This is a genomic window from Bacteroides faecis (assembly GCF_020091505.1).
GTDB lineage: Bacteria > Bacteroidota > Bacteroidia > Bacteroidales > Bacteroidaceae > Bacteroides > Bacteroides faecis.
In genome coordinates, this window is the sequence record NZ_CP081916.1 from 1,739,047 (window position 1) to 1,758,848 (window position 19,802).

Annotated in this window: 15 protein-coding genes; 8 read left to right on the forward strand and 7 right to left on the reverse strand. The window is 44.0% G+C overall.

Annotated elements, in window-relative coordinates; genetic code table 11:
- Positions 1-11: 11 nt before the first annotated feature.
- The 3 genes from susC to K6V30_RS06925 all read right to left on the reverse strand — a co-directional run bounded on the left by susC (position 12) and on the right by K6V30_RS06925 (position 7,445).
- Positions 12-3,026, reverse strand: a complete 3,015-nt coding sequence (gene susC, locus K6V30_RS06915) for a starch-utilizationTonB-dependent receptor SusC (RefSeq protein ID WP_055269116.1) — start codon at positions 3,024-3,026, stop codon at positions 12-14.
- Positions 3,027-3,177: 151 nt separating this feature from the next.
- Positions 3,178-5,394, reverse strand: a complete 2,217-nt coding sequence (locus tag K6V30_RS06920) for a glycoside hydrolase family 97 protein (RefSeq protein WP_010536364.1) — start codon at positions 5,392-5,394, stop codon at positions 3,178-3,180.
- Positions 5,395-5,591: 197 nt separating this feature from the next.
- Positions 5,592-7,445: a glycoside hydrolase family 13 protein gene (locus K6V30_RS06925; protein WP_010536365.1), complete on the reverse strand. Its 1,854-nt coding sequence runs from the start codon at positions 7,443-7,445 to the stop codon at positions 5,592-5,594.
- Between the two features lie 244 nt (positions 7,446-7,689).
- On the opposite strand from K6V30_RS06925, the gene K6V30_RS06930 reads away from it, so the two are divergent.
- Positions 7,690-9,288 (forward strand): DUF6377 domain-containing protein, encoded by a 1,599-nt coding sequence (locus tag K6V30_RS06930; protein WP_010536366.1) that lies wholly within the window; start codon positions 7,690-7,692, stop codon positions 9,286-9,288.
- A gap of 202 nt (positions 9,289-9,490) precedes the next feature.
- Here K6V30_RS06930 and K6V30_RS06935 read toward each other — a convergent pair whose 3' ends face one another.
- Together K6V30_RS06935 and efp are read right to left on the reverse strand one after the other, a co-directional pair.
- Positions 9,491-10,891 carry an alkaline phosphatase gene (locus K6V30_RS06935; RefSeq protein ID WP_010536367.1) on the reverse strand — a complete coding sequence of 467 codons (1,401 nt, stop codon included), beginning with the start codon at positions 10,889-10,891 and terminating at the stop codon, positions 9,491-9,493.
- A 103-nt stretch (positions 10,892-10,994) separates the two neighbouring features.
- On the reverse strand, positions 10,995-11,561 hold the full coding sequence (efp, locus tag K6V30_RS06940) for an elongation factor P (RefSeq protein WP_008766998.1): 567 nt from the start codon (positions 11,559-11,561) through the stop codon (positions 10,995-10,997).
- Positions 11,562-11,753: 192 nt separating this feature from the next.
- Here efp and rpmH point away from each other — a divergent pair, with 192 nt between their 5' ends.
- The 7 genes from rpmH to K6V30_RS06975 all read left to right on the forward strand — a co-directional run bounded on the left by rpmH (position 11,754) and on the right by K6V30_RS06975 (position 17,415).
- Positions 11,754-11,915, forward strand: a complete 162-nt coding sequence (gene rpmH, locus K6V30_RS06945; protein WP_005678985.1) for a 50S ribosomal protein L34 — start codon at positions 11,754-11,756, stop codon at positions 11,913-11,915.
- A gap of 412 nt (positions 11,916-12,327) precedes the next feature.
- Positions 12,328-12,978 carry a PASTA domain-containing protein gene (locus K6V30_RS06950; RefSeq protein ID WP_010536368.1) on the forward strand — a complete coding sequence of 217 codons (651 nt, stop codon included), beginning with the start codon at positions 12,328-12,330 and terminating at the stop codon, positions 12,976-12,978.
- A gap of 25 nt (positions 12,979-13,003) precedes the next feature.
- On the forward strand, positions 13,004-14,077 hold the full coding sequence (locus K6V30_RS06955) for an RluA family pseudouridine synthase (protein ID WP_010536369.1): 1,074 nt from the start codon (positions 13,004-13,006) through the stop codon (positions 14,075-14,077).
- Positions 14,074-15,048, forward strand: a complete 975-nt coding sequence (locus K6V30_RS06960; RefSeq protein WP_010536370.1) for a D-alanine--D-alanine ligase — start codon at positions 14,074-14,076, stop codon at positions 15,046-15,048. The genes K6V30_RS06955 and K6V30_RS06960 overlap by 4 nt, the downstream gene beginning before the upstream one ends.
- A gap of 101 nt (positions 15,049-15,149) precedes the next feature.
- Entirely contained in the window at positions 15,150-16,298 is a 1,149-nt protein-coding gene (locus tag K6V30_RS06965) for a 1-acyl-sn-glycerol-3-phosphate acyltransferase (protein WP_010536371.1), read from the forward strand.
- Complete coding sequence (locus K6V30_RS06970) at positions 16,295-17,008, forward strand: NigD1/NigD2 family lipoprotein (protein ID WP_055269117.1); 714 nt, start codon at positions 16,295-16,297, stop codon at positions 17,006-17,008. The genes K6V30_RS06965 and K6V30_RS06970 overlap by 4 nt, the downstream gene beginning before the upstream one ends.
- A 14-nt stretch (positions 17,009-17,022) precedes the next feature.
- Positions 17,023-17,415: a rhodanese-like domain-containing protein gene (locus tag K6V30_RS06975; protein WP_010536373.1), complete on the forward strand. Its 393-nt coding sequence runs from the start codon at positions 17,023-17,025 to the stop codon at positions 17,413-17,415.
- Between the two features lie 86 nt (positions 17,416-17,501).
- On the opposite strand, the gene K6V30_RS06980 is transcribed toward K6V30_RS06975, so the two are convergent.
- Together K6V30_RS06980 and K6V30_RS06985 are read right to left on the reverse strand one after the other, a co-directional pair.
- Positions 17,502-18,455, reverse strand: a complete 954-nt coding sequence (locus K6V30_RS06980) for a Rossmann-fold NAD(P)-binding domain-containing protein (protein ID WP_010536374.1) — start codon at positions 18,453-18,455, stop codon at positions 17,502-17,504.
- A gap of 91 nt (positions 18,456-18,546) precedes the next feature.
- Positions 18,547-19,800 carry a glutamate-5-semialdehyde dehydrogenase gene (locus K6V30_RS06985; RefSeq protein ID WP_010536375.1) on the reverse strand — a complete coding sequence of 418 codons (1,254 nt, stop codon included), beginning with the start codon at positions 19,798-19,800 and terminating at the stop codon, positions 18,547-18,549.
- Positions 19,801-19,802: the final 2 nt, after the last annotated feature.

Genomic DNA, 19,802 nt, shown 5'->3' on the forward strand with positions numbered 1-19,802 from the left:
TTTAATGTAATTTAGAATTGCAGACTCAAACCTAGTAAGAAAGTCATGGCTCTGGGGTATGGATTGGCGTCGATACCACTTTTGACTTCCGGGTCAAGGCCTTTGTATTTACTGATAATAAACGGATTTTGTACAGTTGCATATACACGTCCGCCAATACCTTTATATGTCTGACCTTTCCACAGATTCTGGAAAGAATAGCCCAGTGTGATGTTATCACAGCGTAAGAATGATGCGTTGTGTATAAAATAATCGCTCATGTAGTAATCTCCTTGTCCGCTGAAACCCAGTGCGACAGCTTCGGCACTCGTATTGCTATATGCATTATTCGAGTACAGTCCCGAAGTGCTGACATTGGCTTTGTTGCTCAGGAAGTCATAGTATACATAGTTGTTCAGACTGGCACGCAGTGAGAAACTGAAATCAAAGTTCTTGTATTGCATTTTGGAAGTCAGTCCCATCAATACATCGCCTGCCGGTTTCTTGTAGATATATTTATCTCCGCTGTCTATGGTACCATTTCCGTTACGGTCAACAAACATGTTTTCAATAGGTTTGCCGTTCTCGTCATACACCTGCTGGTAAACATAGAAAGAATTGGCTGCATAGCCTACTTTGTTTGCCTGTACCTTGGTGTTGTTACCTCTGGAAATCTTGTCACCGGCTTCTACGTAATAATCGCTGTCATCACCACCCGTCAACTTCGTGATTTCGTTGTGGTTCCATGTGATGTTATAGCTTAAGTCCCAAGTGAAGTCTTTCGTCACAATCGGTTTGGCATTGATGGAAAACTCCATACCGTAGTTTTCCAAAGAGCCGATATTCTGTGTCATCTGGGCGTTGAAGTTAGTACCGACGGGAATCTTTACGCTGTTCAGCAGATCATCCGTCTTACGGAAATAGCCATCAATCCCACCTGTAATTCTTCCATTCAGGAATCCGAAGTCCAGACCGGCATTCCAGGTAGTAGTCTTTTCCCATTTCAGATTCTCATTGAAAGCCTTCGGGCGGGAAGTGGAATAGTAAGTATCACCAAAAGGATACTGGGCATATTCGTTATTGACTACATACAGGGGAAGGTATGCGAAATCATCTCCTATGTTTTGTTGTCCGGTAATACCCCAGCCCAGACGCAGTTTCAGGTCGGACAGGGCATTTACATCTTTCAGGAAGTTTTCCTCTTTTATCTTCCATCCCAGTGCCAATGACGGGAATGTACCCCAGCGATTGTCTTTAGAGAAACGTGATGAGCCGTCCCAACGCATAGTAAAGGTAAACAAGTAACGGTTCAGCAGGGAGTAGTTCAGACGACCGAAGTAAGAGACCAGAGTGTTTCTGGTGGCATACGCTGTTTGTTCGCGCAGTTTTGCGTCATGAGCTTCCTGAGTATAGGGGTCCCAGCCCTGACCTTCTTCAAATCCGTTGCGATGGAAGTGTTGTTCTTCACCGCCGACCATGACGTCAAAGTCGTTTGCACCTAAAGACTTGATATACTGTACATATATATTATAAGAAAGGTTGTATTTATATTGGGTGACATCACCATTCCAACCATAATAGTTATTTCCGAACGAGTATGGAGAAACAGTCGTCGTTTGTGTACCTTCTGCATATTCTCCACCTATGCTTGCATGCAGACGGAGGTCGGGCAGGAAATGGAATTTATAGTCAACATCCACATTTCCAACAAAGTCGTTACTGTTTGCCTTGTCATTTTTAAGCTCCAGTGCAGCCAGCGGATTCTGGGGAGAATTCGGATTGGATGTATATTTCCAGTTCGGGTCGCTGAAGCCTGAGGTAGAATTTATATTCTGCCAGTAGCCGCCTGTAAACTGGTAAGGATCGTCGGTAGAATAAACCGGACGGGTAGGGTCGATAGCCAATGCTCCGCCGATAGCGGCGCCTGTGTCGGCGTAGCGGTTCTTACCATTCATGTATTTGGCATTGATGTTGAACTTCAAGTGATCGTCGAAGAATGAAGGAGCCAGATTCACAGAAGCGGTAAAGCGCTGGAAATTGGATGTTTTCACAATACCATTGTCATTTGTATAGCCTAAAGACACACGATAAGGCAGGTTCTTGAATCCTCCGTTGATAGAAACATGATGATCTGTGCTGACAGCAGTGCGGAATATCTGGTCCTGCCAGTCCGTATTGGCGGTACCCAGTTCAGCCGGCAGTTTATCACCCCACAATTGAGTGGCATAAGCACGATATTCATCTCCACTCAACACATCATACCGTTTTTGAGTCTTGGAGAAGGATACGGAACCATTATAGTTTATACTCGGAGCCTGTCCGTTCTTTCCTTTCTTAGTAGTGATAATGATCACACCATTGGATGCACGCGAACCGTAGATAGCAGTTGCGGAGGCGTCTTTCAGTACTGTAAGGGTTTCAATATCAGCAGGATTGACCATAGACAATCCGTTTGCCATACCTTTGATACCTTCGTTATCAATAGCCAGACCGTCAATGACAATCAACGGGTCGTTACTTGCATTCAAAGAGGAACCGCCACGAATTCGGATTTGTGCTCCACCTCCCGGTGTACCGTCATTTGATATAACGCTGACGCCGGCAATCTTTCCGGATAACATATCCTGCGCGTTTGTGGTAATACCTTTGCTCAGTTCATCGGGCTTGATAGCCATCACCGAACCGGTCATATCGTTCTTTTTCACCTGACCATAGCCGATTACTACTACTTCGTCCAGTATTTCCGTATCATCTTTCAGTATTACATTCATTTGCGCAGCAGCAGGAAGTTCCTTCTGTTGGTATCCGATGAATGAAACAACAATTATGTCGCCTTGCCTGGCAGACAACTGGAAGTTGCCATCAAAATCGGTAATTGTTCCGGTGGTAGTGCCTTTCACCACAACATTGGCGCCGATAACCGGTTCGCCCGTTGCGTCTTTTACCATTCCTTTGACGGTTATTTGCTGAGCAAATGCGCCAACGGACAAGAATATTCCAGCTATTAGCATAAGCAGGACCTTTAACATAAAGTTTCCTTTTTTCATGTTTCTGTATTTAAAGTTAATTTGTAAATTCTCTTATCATTCTCTCTTAAAAAATACCTATTGAAAACCTTTTCTTCGTCTTAATACCTAGCGTTTGAAAACACTCTGTTCTATCGAATTGTAATTTCTCTGTCTTTCAATCTCTTTCTCTTTATAATCTCTTCAAACCTTTTGCTTCAGATTTGTCTTTTACTTCTTTAATGCTGATTGCGTATCCGCCTCCGTTGACTGCGTGCAAATTCAATTTGCTCTTGTTGGTCAGAATACCTTTCTTGATGGTGTAAGCCTGTGGGTTTTCTTTCCAGTCGGCATCTTTGGCGTCAGCATAAACCGTAGCGACATATTGTTTGCCCGGAGTCAGGAAGTCGAATGCAAGCTTGGAGGTATGGCCGTTTTCACCCGCTGTGCAGCCTATGTACCAGTCGTCCGTGCCTTTTGCCTTGCGGGCAATTGTGATATATTCTCCCGGTTCTGCTTCCAGATAGTTTGTTTCGTCCCAGTCAAGGGCAACATCTTTGATGAATTGGAAAGCATCCATGAAGCGTTCGTAGTTCTCCGGAATGTCGGCAGCCATCTGCAAAGGACTGTACATCGTGACATATAATGCGAGCTGGCGTGCAATGGTAGAACGGACCTGAGAATTATTTGCCGGATTCATCTTGTTGCAATGAGTTTCGAAGATACCGGGAGTGTAGTCCATCGGACCACCGACCAGACGTGTGAAAGGCAGAATCGTTGTGTGATATACTTTATTGCCTCCGAATGATTCATACTCTGTTCCGCGGGCGGATTCGTTGCCGATCAGGTTAGGGTACGTACGGCAAATACCGGTTGGGCGGGTTGCTTCGTGTGCATTCACCATGATCTTGTAGTCAGCGGCTTTTTTTACTGCATACAAGTAGTGATTGTTCATCCATTGTCCGTAGTGATGTTCTCCGCGAGGAATGATGTTGCCTACGTATCCGCTCTTTACAGAGTTGTATCCATTGTCTGCCATAAATTGATAAGCTTTGTCCATGTGGCGTTCGTAGTTGCGTACAGAAGCGGAAGTCTCATGGTGCATCATCATTTTGACCCCTTTGCCGGCTGCATAGCGATGGATTTCCTTCACATCGAAATCGGGATAAGGAGTGACGAAATCAAATACATAGTCTTTGCTGTTGCCAAACCAGTCTTCCCAGCCTTCGTTCCAGCCTTCTACCAGTACAGCATCGAATCCGTGGGCTGCGGCAAAGTCGATATAACGTTTCACGTTAGCGGTGTTGGCAGAATGTTTGCCGTTCGGTTTTGTTTTGGAGTAATCTGTTTCACCTAGTTTTACGCTGGTCAGTTCGTCGGTGTAAGCCCATGAACCTTTTCCGGTAATCATGTCCCACCATACACCGATATATTTCACCGGTTTCACCCAAGAAGCGGCATCCGCTATCTTGCAGGGCTCATTCAGGTTGAGCGTGATACGGGAAGCCAGAATGTTGCGGGCGTCATCGCTTACGATAATTGTACGCCAGGGAGTGTTGCAGGGAGTTTGCATATATCCTTTGTCCCCTTTGGCATCCGGTGTCAACCATGATTCGAATATCATATTCTTGTCGTCCAGGTTGAGGTGCATACATGAGTAATCAACCAAGGCGGCTTCGTGAAGATTAATGTATAAGCCATCATCCGTTTTCATCATCAATGCGGTTTGTACACCTGTCTGTGAGAAAGGAGTCTGAGAAGAGTTCGGGGTGATTGCTTCTTTCATCAAGCCTCTGATTTCCGATAAGCGGGAAATGGTATAGTCATACTCCTGTGTATCATAGTCACCCGGTATCCAGTAAGCGATGTGGTCACCGTTCATGGCAAACTGAGAATGTTCTTCCTTGATAACAAAGTAATTCAGTGCCTTTTGCTGGGGAAATTCATAACGGAATCCCAGGCCGTCGTTGAACAGACGGAAACGGATAACGATGGAACGGTCATTCATGGGTTGATACAGGTTGACTGCCAGTTCGTTATAGTGATTGCGGATTTCTTTTTCTTCTCCCCACACCGGTTGCCAGGTTTCATCGAAGGTAGTCGTCTTGGCGTCCTTTATTTCGAAACCGTTATATAGGTTGGTCTTAGAATCAAGTTTGGTCAGGTCTCTGCGGTCTACCCAGTCGAAGTCGGTTCTGGTATTATCCTCTTTCTTCAATTCCAGTCCGAGGGTGCTGGGCTTGATCACCACCTTGTTTTTATATGTCAGTTCATACGTTGGAGCACCTTTTGCGTCCACTTGGAAGGTCATTACCAGATTGTTGTCCGGTGAGGTTAATTTCTGTTGTGCATTCGCAATGAATGAGATGCAAAGGAATGCGATGAGCGATAAAATCTTTCTCTTTTTCATTCTATTTATGGTATTAAATTATAAGCTAACTAATATTTTTACTCCGGTTTGTTCCGGATATTGCAAATATAGCAACCATCCCGGGACTTTGGGCTATCTAGAATAAAAATACAAGTTGGTATTAATGATAATATTTTGTTTTACAGATGTTTATCTTCTTTTTGTTTCCTGATAAATATAAGTCGAAGTGAACTTGTTTAAAAGGATAAAAGGTATATTCCGCGACTTGGGAGTGTTAATTCATTTCTTAATTCAACTTTTTTATCTGTCAATAAATCGAAAGCAGATGGAGCAGGAAGTACTTCCTGATAGGGAGTCAGGTCAATGGTCTGTTCCCGGTCGGTACCATTCAGGAAGACAACGACTGACTGATTACCGTATTTACGTTCGTAAACATAGATACCCTTATTCGGGGCGAAATGTTTCAGTTGTCCTTTGGCGATCACTTCATTTCCTTTTCTCCATTGGAGCAGCTTTTGCATAAAGGAGAAAGCTTCATTCTGTCGTGGAGTGCGGTTGGCTGCATCAAAGCAGTTCTTTGTGTCATTCTGCCAGCCTCCGGGGAAGTCACAGCGGAGCAGTCCGTCTCCGTTTGCTTTATCAGCTGCCATCAGGATTTCAGTTCCGTAATATATCTGCGGTATTCCACGGGTTGTCAGTAAGAATGTCAGGGCCTGTTTGTATCGGTCGAGATTTTTTGTGTCTGCTTCCGAACGGTAGAAGCGGGAAGTATCGTGATTATCGAGGAACGTCAGCAGGTTCATCGGGTGACTGAAAACAATGTCTTGTGACAGATATTCGTAGAGTCTGAAAAGTCCTCCGTTCCATTCGGTAGTCTCTTCGTCGAAAGCCTTGTTCATCTCTTCCATGAGCGGGAAATCCATCACAGTAGGGAGGTTGCTGTTCTTCGGATAAGCGAGTTTGCTGTCTTTTTGCCAGTAAGAGATAAGTACGTTGCTGCCCAGCCACGTTTCACCTACAATGTTGAATTTAGGATATTCTTCGTTGATTGCTTTGCACCAGCGTGCCATCATATCAAAATCAGCATAAGGATGCGTATCCTGACGGATACCGTTGATACCTGCGTATTCTATCCACCAGATACTGCTTTGTATCAAGTAAGTAGCAACATGGCGGTTGCGCTGGTTGAAGTCAGGCATGGTCAGAGTGAACCAACCGTCGATGGCTATTTTCTTTTCGTAATCGGAGGTATACGGGTCCATTTGAGTGGCAGTCTTAAAGCTGGTCTGCACGTAGTTGCCCTCGAAGTTGAACCAGTCTTTGGAAGGCATATCCTTGAACAGGTAATTGTCTGAACCGCAATGGTTGAAGATCATGTCCATCACCACTTTCAACCCCTTGGCATTGGCTGCCTGGGTAAGGTTACGGAACTCTTCGTTGCTGCCGAAACGGCGGTCTACCTGATAATAATCGGTAATGGCATACCCATGATAAGAACCTTCTTTCATGTCATTCTCCTGAATCGGGTTGAGCCATATGCTGGTGACGCCAAGGTCTGCTATGTAGTCCAGATGATTTTCTATTCCTTTTAAATCGCCTCCGTGGCGTGCGAAAGGCTCGTTGCGATCGACATTTCCTTCCAGCATTCCGGGAATGACGTCGTTGGAAGAATCACCATTGGCAAAACGGTCCGGCATGATGAGATAAAGTACATCACTCGAATCGAAACCTTCAACTGCCGAAGCATCCGGTCTGCGCTGTTTAAGCTCGTAGGGGATTTTAGTCTGCTTCTTGCCTTGTGTCAGGATGATGTCAAAGTTTTGTGGGACAGCCTTTGAAAGGTCTAAATATAAAACCAGATAATTCGGATTTTCCTGCTTCACCACTTCTTGCAGCGTAATGTCACCGGAAGAAAGACTGACGTCTGCGGATGATATGCGATCACCATATAATAGTATTTGTAATTCGGGATTTTTCATGCCTGCCCACCAAAAGGCAGGAGCTACTTTCTTTATAGCGTTTGCCGCAAATACCTGATGAAAACCGGGTAATAATAATAGTAAGATAGTGAATAATAAATTCCTTTTCATGGTAACTAGATTTTTAAAATTTGTTCGGGAGAACCGATGATGCAAATGTAGGGGAATCGGGTATGCCGTACTGTAGCTAGAATAAAAATATAAATGCTCGTTTAGAATATATTGTTGATAATAAGCTGCTTATGATTCTTTGCACTATCGAAAAATACAAGTGAAAATGAAAATAGTTATGACGATATTTTTCGTTTTTATTACTATAATCATTATATTTGTATCATCTTTAAAAAAGTACCTTATGAGAAATCTAACCTGTTATCTTTTGTTTCTGCTTTTAGTTTCTCCTCTTTCTCTGTTTGCAAAGCATACGGACCTGAATAAGGCAGTTCTCAAAAAGCTGGATGATATTATAAGTAAGAAGGAGACTTATCAAATTCAGAGGGAAAAAGAAATAACCGATTTGAAAGTACAGCTTGCCCATTCTACCGATCCTGTGCGGAAATATGAGTTGTATGCGTCCCTCTTTGGTGCTTACCTGCATTATCAGGCGGATTCGGCGCTTCATTACATTAACCGTGAAATGGAGATACTGCCACAACTGAACCGTCCGGAGCTGGAAAATGAGATTATCATTAACCGTGCTACGGCGATGGGTGTGATGGGAATGTACATTGAAGCTATGGAACAATTGGCGAAGATCAATCCTAAAGAATTGAATGAATGGACCTTGTTGTCTTATTATCAGACGTATCGTGCCTGTTACGGATGGCTTGCCGATTATACAACGAATAAAAATGAAAAAGAAAAATACCTGAAAAAGACCGACTTGTACAGAGATTCCATTATTGCCGCCATGCCTCCGGAAGCAAACAAAACGATTGTTTTAGCGGAAAGATGCATCATGAATGGAAAGGCTGATACGGCTGTCGGCATGTTGAACGATGCACTGAAGGATATGGAAGACGAGCGTCAGAAAGTATATATCTATTATACTCTTTCTGAGGCATATAGCGTGAAAAAAGATGTTGAGAAAGAAGTCTACTATCTGATACTGACAGCTATTGCCGATCTGGAGTCTTCTGTCAGGGAGTATGCCTCATTACAGAAACTCGCACATTTGATGTACGAATTGGGGGATATTGACCGTGCTTACAAATATTTAAGTTGTTCGATGGAAGATGCCGTGGCGTGTAATGCCCGTCTGCGATTCATTGAAGTAACGGAGTTCTTCCCGATTATCGACAAGGCTTATAAACTGAAAGAAGAAAAAGAACGTGCCGTGTCCCGTGCCATGTTGATTAGTGTGAGTCTGCTGTCCCTGTTTCTTCTGATTGCTATCTTCTATCTGTATCGTTGGATGAAAAAGATATCTGTGATGCGACGGAATCTGAGTTTGGCCAACAAACAAATGTCTGTGGTAAACAAGGAGTTGGAGCAGACCGGAAAAATAAAGGAAGTATATATAGCCCGCTATCTGGACAGATGTGTTAATTATCTCGATAAGCTGGAAACATATCGTCGCTCCTTGGCTAAGCTTGCCATGTCATCACGCATAGACGACCTGTTTAAAGCAATCAAGTCCGAACAGTTCATCCGGGATGAACGCAATGAATTTTATAATGAATTTGATAAGTCTTTCCTTAAATTATTCCCCAACTTTATCACTTCTTTCAATAATCTGCTGGTAGAAGAGGCAAGAGTCTATCCTAAATCGGATGAACTGTTGACAACGGAACTTCGGATTTTTGCCCTTATTCGTCTGGGAGTGGTAGACAGCAACAAGATTGCTCATTTTCTGGGCTATTCTCTGGCAACAATCTATAATTACCGGAGTAGAATGCGCAATAAAGCTGTCGGAGATAAAGACCAGTTTGAACAAGATGTAATGAACCTATAGCTCCTTTTTCATAAGAAGCTTAGCGCTGTGTTGTGCCACGCCTTTGGCACAACCGTGCCATCGCATTGGCACAGTTGTGCCAGCACGGTGGCATAACTGTGCCAAAGGCGTGGCACTGTGTGTACAATGCAGAGAGTGCCAATTATCTACGGATGTCAGCCGTAAGACAATTGGCACTCTTTATTAGGAAAGGCAGATATTCTTATTTATATCCTGCCGCCTTTGCGATTCTTTTAGGGATTTCGGTATTGTCAATCTTTTCACCGAACAGTTGAGAACCGGCACCGATAGCAAATACCGGTACATAACCGGCAGAGTGACCGCCGCTTACCCAGCCTACCATCGATATCTGATCCATTACTTCTTTAGCGCGTGCTGCCATTGGTTCGCTCTTGGAGTACATGCTTTCGGCAAATACCACTTTATTTCTGACAAAGGATTGTTCAAACTCGTCACGCAGTTTCTTTTCCTGTTCCCAAGAAATAGGGAATTGTTTCCAGAAGCCCATTTCGTTGCCCAGGAATTCTTTCATGTCTTCCCAAGTCACCTTATTTCCTTTCGATTTTCTCAGCTCACTGATTTGCTTGGATAATCCGTCAGCGGAATGTTTCTGATATTGCAACGCTTTCAGGTTCAACTCATATCTGCCTGTACCCAGTACGATACCACCGGTTTCGTGGTCGGCGGTAACAACGATCAAAGTTTCCTTCGGATGTTTCTTGTAAAACTCATAAGCTACTTTGATGGCGTCATCCATATCCTTCACTTCGTTGAATACAGTAGCGGCGTCATTGGCATGGCAGGCCCAGTCTATCTTTCCACCTTCTACCATCAGGAAGAAACCTTTGTTCTTGCCTTTGGTCAGGAAGTCGATAGCACTTTCTGTGATTTGAGCGAGAGTCAGATCATCGCTTTTACGGTCGATAGCGTAAGGCAGGCAAGAAGGGTCTTTGCCTTCTTCCTGTATCAGGATCATTTTGCCGGCATCCTTGCTTTTTGCTTTATAATCGTTGTAGCCACGTGCTACGGTGTAGCCTGCTTCTTCGAAAATAGGGAAGATGTTGGGAGCGTCTTTCCTGTCGTGCGTCTTGTCAGGTTTCAGGAAACCACCGCCTGCATAAAAGTCAAAGTTTGCTTTGGTCAGGTCAATGGCGATTTCATAATTCATATTACGGTCTGCCTGATGAGCATAGAAAGCGGCGGGAGTGGCATGGTCTACGCTGACGGAAGTAGTGACGCCTACTTTCTTTCCGGCCTTCTTCGCTTTTTCGGCTACAGTTTCAATCGGGTTCTTGTCTTCTCCTACGGAGATGGCGCTGTTGTAGGTCTTCTTGCCGGTTGCCAGTGCAGTACCTGCGGCTGCAGAGTCAGTTACAGAGTTGGTGGCAGAGAAAGTGGTTGCCATGGTAGCTACGGGGAATTGAGTGAACAGCAAAGGTTCAACGCCGATACGTCCGTTCTGTCGTTCTGCCTGATACATTTCCGTACCGTTTACCTGGTTGACTCCCATTCCATCGCCGATGAAATAGAATACATACTTTGCCTGACCGTTGGCTGCAACGGATATGAGGACAAAAAGTAGTGTGTAAATTAACTTTTTCATTCTTTTGTATCTTAATATTAGGGTTAGTGATGGACAAAGGTAATAAAAAACGGTGGAAGTGCCGAAGCAAATCCACCGTTTCTTTGTGTCATTTGTATGACATTTATGCTTTCACACGTCCTACGTAAGAACCGTCACGAGTGTCGATTTCAATTGTTTCGCCTTCGCTGATGAACAAAGGAACACGTACCGTCGCACCTGATTCTACTGTTGCAGGTTTCAGTGTGTTGGTAGCTGTATCACCTTTCATACCCGGTTCTGTATAAGTAACCTTCATCTGAACCTTGATCGGCATGTCTGCATAAAGTACAGTTTCGGTAGAAGCGTCAGAAACAACGTCCAGCACTGCACCTTCGAGCAGGAAATCTACACCGTTGATCAGGTCGTGAGCAATAGGGTGTTGGTCAAAAGTTTCCTGATTCATGAAGATATAGTCTTCTCCTTCTTTATACAGGAACTGGTACGGACGACGTTCTACACGTACATCTTCCAGCTTTTCACCGATGTTGAAACGGCGTTCGAGAACGTAACCGCTAACTACATCTTTCAGTTTAGTACGCATAAAAGTGTTACCTTTACCCGGTTTCACATGCAGGAATTCTATACAGAAATAGAGCTTTCCGTCCATACGGATACAAGTTCCGTTTTTGATGTCTTGAGCATTAATCATACTGCTGTTTTTCTTATTATATTATTGTTATTTAATTGTTTTCTTCGTAATTCGAGTGCAAAAGTAATCTAAATCGGTAAAAAACACAAAAACTTTTGAGCAAAAATGAGTTATCGCTTGGTTAATTTAAAAAAAGTCTCTATTTTTGCAGCCCGATTACGTAGAATAATAACATAAAAACAAGATACAGTAATGAAAAGAACATTTCAACCCTCTAACAGAAAGAGAAAAAACAAACACGGTTTCCGTGAGAGAATGGCATCGGCTAATGGTCGTAGAGTATTAGCTGCTCGCCGTGCGAAAGGCAGAAAGAAACTGACTGTTTCTGATGAGTACAACGGACAGAAGTGGTAATCATCACTCAGAAACAAAAAAGGCGGAGTTCAAAACTCCGCCTTTTTTGTTTGCTCTCGTTTCCATTAAAGTTGGTCATAACTTCCTTTTTATGGCAAAAAATACAGGATTCCCGGTGCAGTAGTTAAATAGTGTATTAAATAATGTTTAATGGAATTCCCTTTGTCACTTTTTAGCTTTCTTTGTCACAGATCATAGACGGAATATATGTGACGGACGGTTGTGTTCAGAGAATCCGGAAGCCGCATCTTAAGATATAAGGTTGTTGAAATCTATAAGAGTGGGGAATATAGTTGCAGCAATTGTGGTGATGATAGGTGTCCTTGCATTTATGCAGGGACATTTTCATTGCTCACTATTCCGAAATTCAACTAATTTGTAGTATCTTTGGCGCGGATTAACAGCAAAGCGTATGACAATCAAAGAATTCTTTTCTTTTAAAACAAATAAATATTTTTGGGTGAATATCGTTGTCATGATTGTGGCAGTGGTGCTGATCGTGTTTGGCGTGATGAAATGGCTGGATGTTTATACCCGTCACGGTGAAGCTGTGGTCGTTCCCGATGTAAAAGGGATGACAGTGGAAGAAGCTTCTAAAATGTTCCGCAATCATGGGTTGGTATGTGTCGTTTCCGATTCCAATTATGTGAAGAATAAGGCAGCGGGCATTGTGCTCGATGTCAATCCGGGAGCCGGACAAAAAGTAAAAGAAGGCCGTACCATTTATCTGACTATAAATACACTGAGCATCCCCTTGCGTGCTATTCCCGATGTAGCGGACAACAGTTCCCTGCGTCAGGCACAGGCGAAAGTGCTTGCTGCCGGATTCAAACTGACTGAGATTCAGCTGATGAACGGTGAGAAGGACTGGGTGTACGGTATCAAATATCAGGGACGTTCATTAGAAGCGGGAGATAAGGTACCTTTGGGAGCAGCATTGACTCTGATGGTAGGAAACGGAGAAAATGAACCGTTGGAAAGCGACTCTATAGAAAATGTTGAAGGAACAGAGGAACCTGCTGCATCAGAATCCCCTTCAAGTCAGGATGACAGCTGGTTTTAATTGATAAATAACGAAACAGACTCACATGATCGAGGAAGAACTTCCGGATGAACTGGAAAATGATTTGGATGACATAGAACCTGTCGGTGATGAATCTCAGCTTTACGAACATTTCCGGGTGGTCGTAGACAAAGGACAGGCAATGGTCAGAGTCGACAAATATCTGTTCGAACGTATTGTTAATGCTTCGCGCAACCGTATTCAGAAGGCTGCCGAAGATGGATTTGTCATGGCCAACGGTAAGCCGGTGAAGAGCAGCTATAAAGTAAAGCCGCTCGATGTCATTACCGTCATGATGGACCGCCCCCGTTACGAGAACGAGATTATTCCCGAAAATATTCCCCTTAATATCGTTTACGAAGATCAGTATGTAATGGTAGTGAACAAGCCTGCGGGACTGGTAGTACATCCGGGGCATGGAAACTATCACGGTACGCTTGTGAATGCACTGGCATGGCACATGAAAGATATTCCCGAATATGATGCCAATGACCCTCATGTCGGGCTTGTCCACCGCATAGATAAAGATACTTCCGGGCTGCTGGTAATCGCCAAGACACCCGACGCCAAGACTCATCTTGGAATACAATTCTTCAATAAGACGACCAAACGCAAATATCGTGCCCTTGTCTGGGGAAATGTGGAACAGGATGAAGGTACAATCGTAGGCAGCATCGCCCGCAATCCGAAAGACCGGATGCAGATGGCAGTCATGACCGACCCGGCAATGGGCAAACACGCGGTGACTCATTATCGGGTGTTGGAACGGCTGGGATACGTCACACTGGTAGAATGTATACTCGAAACAGGGCGTACTCATCAGATTCGTGTTCACATGAAACACATCGGGCATGTACTTTTCAACGACGCACGCTATGGCGGTGACGAAATACTGAAAGGTACCCACTTTAGTAAATACAAACAATTTGTAAATAATTGCTTTGACACTTGTCCCCGGCAGGCTCTGCATGCTATGACATTGGGGTTCGTACATCCCGTCACAGGCGAAGAGATGTACTTTACTTCCGAACTTCCGGATGACATGACCCAGCTTATCGAGAAGTGGCGAGGCTATATAAGTAACAGAGAAATAGAATGAAACGCACAATTGCTATCGTAGCCGGAGGTGATACCTCCGAATTTCATGTATCCCTGCGTAGTGCACAGGGAATATATTCCTTCATAGATAAGGAAAAGTATACATTGTATATTGTTGAGATGCAGGGAACCCGCTGGGAAGTCCAGCTGCCGGATGGTACAAAAACACCGGTAGACCGCAATGACTTCAGCTTTATGCTGGGTGCGGAAAAGATTAAGTTTGACTTTGCCTATATCACCATTCACGGTACTCCGGGTGAAGACGGTCGTCTTCAGGGATACTTTGATATGATGCACATTCCGTATTCCTGTTGCGGGGTGCTGGCTGCAGCGATCACCTATGATAAGTTTACCTGCAACCAATATCTGAAAGCCTTTGGTGTACGTATTGCGGAATCATTGCTGCTGCGTCAGGGACAATCGGTTTCCGATGAAGATGTAATGGAAAAGATCGGTTTGCCTTGTTTTATCAAGCCGAGCCTGGGAGGTTCGAGTTTTGGTGTAACAAAGGTTAAGACGAAAGAAGAAATACAACCGGCCATTGTTAAGGCATTTGAAGAAGCGCAGGAAGTGCTTGTTGAAGCATTTATGGAAGGGACGGAGCTAACCTGCGGTTGCTATAAAACCAAAGACAAGACGGTGATCTTCCCGCCTACGGAAGTAGTGACGCATAATGAGTTCTTTGATTATGATGCAAAATATAATGGTCAGGTAGACGAGATCACTCCCGCACGCATTTCGGACGAATTGACGAATCGTGTGCAAATGCTGACTTCGGCTATTTATGATATATTGGGCTGCTCCGGTATCATCCGTGTGGACTATATTGTGACTGCCGGCGAGAAGATCAATCTGCTGGAAGTGAACACGACTCCGGGGATGACCGCTACAAGCTTTATTCCCCAGCAAGTGCGTGCTGCCGGTCTGGATATAAAGGATGTGATGACTGATATAATAGAAAATAAATTTTAAGTATTAAGTATTAGGTAATAAGTATTAATTCCGGGTGGTTTACAGCGCAGCCTAATACTTTATACTTAATACCTGATACTTATTTATAAAATTCATAGCTTATGGCTACTACAGAGTTTGATGAGATTCGTCCTTACAATGATGAGGAACTTCCTCAAATCTTTGAGGAACTGATTGCTGACCCTGCTTTCCAAAAAGCAGCAACTGATGCAATACCGAATGTCCCTTTTGAACTTTTGGCGCAGAAGATACGCGCTTGCAAAAGCAAACTGGATTTTCAGGAAACATTCTGTTATGGTATTTTGTGGAAAATAGCTGCGGACCATACGGATGGGCTGACTCTGGATCATACGGCTTTACCGGATAAAAGCAAAGCTTATACGTATGTCTCCAATCATCGGGATATTATATTGGATTCGGGCTTCCTTTCCATCTTGCTGATTGATCAGGGGATGGATACGGTAGAGATAGCGATTGGAGACAATCTGCTGGTTTATCCATGGATCAAGAAGTTGGTACGTGTCAATAAATCTTTTATCGTGCAGCGGGCGCTGACCATGCGGCAGATGCTTGAATCTTCGGCAAGGATGTCCCGTTATATGCATTATACCATTAATGAGAAGAAACAGTCTATCTGGATTGCCCAGCGCGAAGGACGTGCCAAAGATTCGAATGACCGTACACAGGACAGTGTGCTGAAGATGCTGGCCATGGGTGGCGAAGGCGATTTAATCGATCGTTTGATGGAGATGAATATTGCGCCTCTTGCCATTTCATATGAATATGATCCCTGTGATTTTCTGAAGGCACAGGAGTTTCAGTTGAAAAGAGATATAGAAGGATACAAGAAAACGACTCAGGACGATTTGATCAGTATGCAGACCGGTCTTTTCGGATATAAAGGGAAAGTTCATTTTCAGACAGCTCCCTGTATCAACGACAAGTTGGAGCAGTTAGACCGTTCGTTGCCGAAACAGGAGCTGTTTTCCGGCATATCTGCTTGTATTGACCGGAGGATTCATGGTAACTACCGGATTTATTCGGGCAACTACGTTGCCTATGACTGGCTGAATAACACATCTGAGTTTGCTGACCATTACACATCCGAGGAGAAACAACGATTCGTTACCTATATTGAGCAACAACTGGGCAAAATAAAGATTCCGAATAAAGATGAAGACTTTTTGCGCGGAAAATTGTTATTAATGTATGCCAATCCACTGGTAAACTATTTAGCTGCTTGCCAATGAATAAAGTAAAGTTACATACAGTCTGGCTTTTGGGAATGCTTTTCCTGATGACTGCCTGCGGGGATGATGAAGATTACTATTATCCTCCTGTGAAGCTGGAGTTTGTTACAGTGAAAGCTGGAGCGGATGGACTGATAAAGAGTCTGCTTCCTGATAAGGGAAAGTTGCTGACTGTTTCGAAGGACCGTACCGGTTCAAGCATTTCTCCGAACACAGCCAGACGTGTGATAAGTAACTATGAAGTAAATTCGGATGATGCTACTGCTGTCATTTACTCTTTGCAGTCGGTAGTGGCCCCGGAGCCTAAAGAAGCTACCGATCCGGCTTTTGAGGGAGGACTGAAGTACGATCCGGTTGACGTGACCAGTATCTGGATGGGACGTGACTATTTGAATATGATCTTGAATGTGAAGATTGATATCAATAGTGGTAAACAGCATGTTTTTGGGATGGTCGAAGAGAGCGTTGAGTCAGAGGGGGATGAGAAAGTCGTTACTTTGTCTCTGTTCCACAACGCAAATGGGGATGAGGAGATTTACAATCGTCGCGCCTATGTCTCTGTTCCTCTGACGAAATATGTGGATGAAGAGAATCCGCATCAGACAATCAGAATAAAATTCAAATATCATACCACAGATACAAGTGGTACGGTAGTAGAGTCAAAAAAGTATTGTAATCCGGGATTTGAATATGTTCCGGATGAGAATTGAATAATGTAGTGTATATGTTTAAAATGAATCAATTAGTCGTGGGGTTATTTTTATTTCTCTCTTCTCTTTTCTCCTGTCAGCAGAAAGGAGATTTTAAAACGGTGAATGTAGATGAGTTCGATTCTTTCATTCAGGATGAAGAAGTGCAGCGTCTGGATGTCCGTACACTGGCTGAATATTCAGAAGGACATATTGCCAGAACAATCAATATTAATGTGATGGATGACTCTTTTGCTTCAATGGCGGATTCGTTGTTGCAAAAGAGCAAACCGGTAGCTCTGTATTGCCGTAGCGGTAAACGAAGCAAGAAAGCTGCTGCGATTCTTAGTGAAAAAGGGTATAAGGTTATAGAGCTTGGCAAAGGATTCAATGCCTGGCAGGCAGCCGGAAAAGAAATAGAACACTAAAAGACCGTTCTCATCATTATGAAAAAACAGCTCACTGTAATAGGGGGCGTTTTCTCTCATAATGATGAGAACGGTCTTTAGTACTTTTATAGCCCTTCAATCAATCTCTTCAAAACTACCGTAGCCGATATTTCACGGTTGGCAGCTTCAGGAATAACAATAGACTGAGGACTTTCAATCACATCGTCTGTAACAATCATATTTCTACGGACAGGCAGGCAGTGCATAAAGAATGCATTGTTGGTTACTGCCATCTGGCGGTCGCTGACTGTCCACTCGCGGTCTTTGCTTAATATCTGCCCGTAGTTGTCTCCTGCATAAGCAGCCCAGTTCTTGGCATATATAAAGTCTGCTCCTTCGAAAGCTTTCATCTGGTCATACTCTACCTTGGCATTTCCTACAAATTGCGGAGCTAACTCATATCCTTTCGGATGGGTGATCACGAAATCGTAATCAGTGGCATTCATCCATTCGGCAAAAGAATTGGGAACAGCCTGTGGCAATGGACGGGGATGCGGAGCCCAAGTCATGACGACTTTAGGGCGTGCGGTCTTTTTGTATTCTTCAATGGTAATCAAATCGGCAAAACTTTGCAGCGGATGCCGCGTAGCTGCTTCCATAGAGAATACCGGACGTCCGGAATATTGAATAAACTGATTGAGGATGGTCTCTTGATAGTCAAACTCACGATCTTCGAAACGGGCAAAGGAGCGTACTCCGATGATATCGCAATAACAGCCCATCACGGGAATGGCTTCCAGCAGGTGCTCCGGTTTGTCACCGTCCATGATGACGCCACGTTCTGTTTCCAGCTTCCAGGCGCCTTGGTTGATGTCTAGGACCATCACATTCATTCCCAAATTAATAGCAGCTTTCTGTGTGCTAAGACGAGTACGAAGACTGGAGTTGAAGAAGATCATCATCAATGTCTTGTTTCGTCCCAATTCTACATATTTGAAGCGGTCCTTTTTAATTTCAAATGCTTCTGCAAGGGCTGATTTTAAATCGCCGATGTCCTGTACACAAGTAAATTTCTTCATTTTATCTATCATTAATCGTTATTATCCAATCTGTTGTTTACGGTTTATCAACCCTGATTCATGTCTTATGCCCTGTGGTCACCGTTTTGTTTTACCATCTGGTTTGCCCGTCTCCTTCAATCACCCATTTGTAGGAAGTGATTTCTTCCAGTCCCATCGGACCACGGGCATGCAGCTTTTGGGTACTGATGCCGATTTCAGCACCTAAACCAAACTGGGCGCCATCTGTGAAGGCGGTAGAAACATTGGTGTATACACAGGCTGCATCTACTATCTTAGTGAACAAGGCCGCACGTTCTTTGTTTTCAGTGATGATACATTCGCTGTGTTTTGAACTGTTTTCTTGTATATGTCCCAATGCGTCTTCAAAGCTTTTCACAGTCTTGACGGCCATTTTATAATCCAGGAACTCGGTTCCGAAGCTTTCTGTAGTGGCAGGTACCAGTAATTCTGCGGGATAATACCCCTCCAGTGCCCGGTAAGCCTGGGCATCTGCATAGACGATTACATTGCTTTCTTTCAGTTTATCGCAGAGTGCCGGCAGGTCAGTCAGGCGTTTTTCGTGGATAATGGTACAATCCAACGCATTGCAGACACTGACACGACGTGTTTTGGCATTATGGATAATGTCGGCTCCTTTTGTTGTGTCACCAAACTCGTCAAAATAAGTATGACATATACCTGCTCCTGTTTCAATCACAGGAATCCGCGCATTCTCGCGTACAAAGTTTATCAGATTGCTGCTTCCTCTCGGAATGATGAGGTCAACAAATCCTACTGCATTCAGCAAAGCGGCAGTGGCTTCCCTGTCGGCAGGGAGTAGTTCTACTATATGCGGATTGACGTTGAACTTCTTCAGCACTTTATGAATAATGCTGATGATGGCACGATTAGAATCGTCTGCATCGCTTCCACCTTTCAGGATGCAGGCATTGCCACTCTTCAGGCAAAGGGAGAATACGTCGAAACTAACGTTCGGGCGAGCCTCATAGATAATGCCTATGACTCCAAAAGGTACGCTGATCTTTGTCAGCTTCATTCCGTTCGGACGAGTTGTTTCTTTCAGGATTCTTCCTAAAGGAGAAGGAAGGGTTGCTACATTACGTGTATCGTCAGCGATACCTTTCAGTCTCTCTGCCGTAAGTTTCAACCGGTCGTATTTCGGATTACTTTGATCCATCCGTGCCAGGTCCTTCTCATTCTCTGAAAGAATGAAGGCTGTTTCGGCAATGGTAGCATCCGCTACCGCATTCAGTATCTGATTGATGATATCATCACTCAGTAAAGCCAGTTCACGACTGGCAGCTTGTACGGCAGCGAAGGTTTCGTTTAAATTTGTAGTCATTT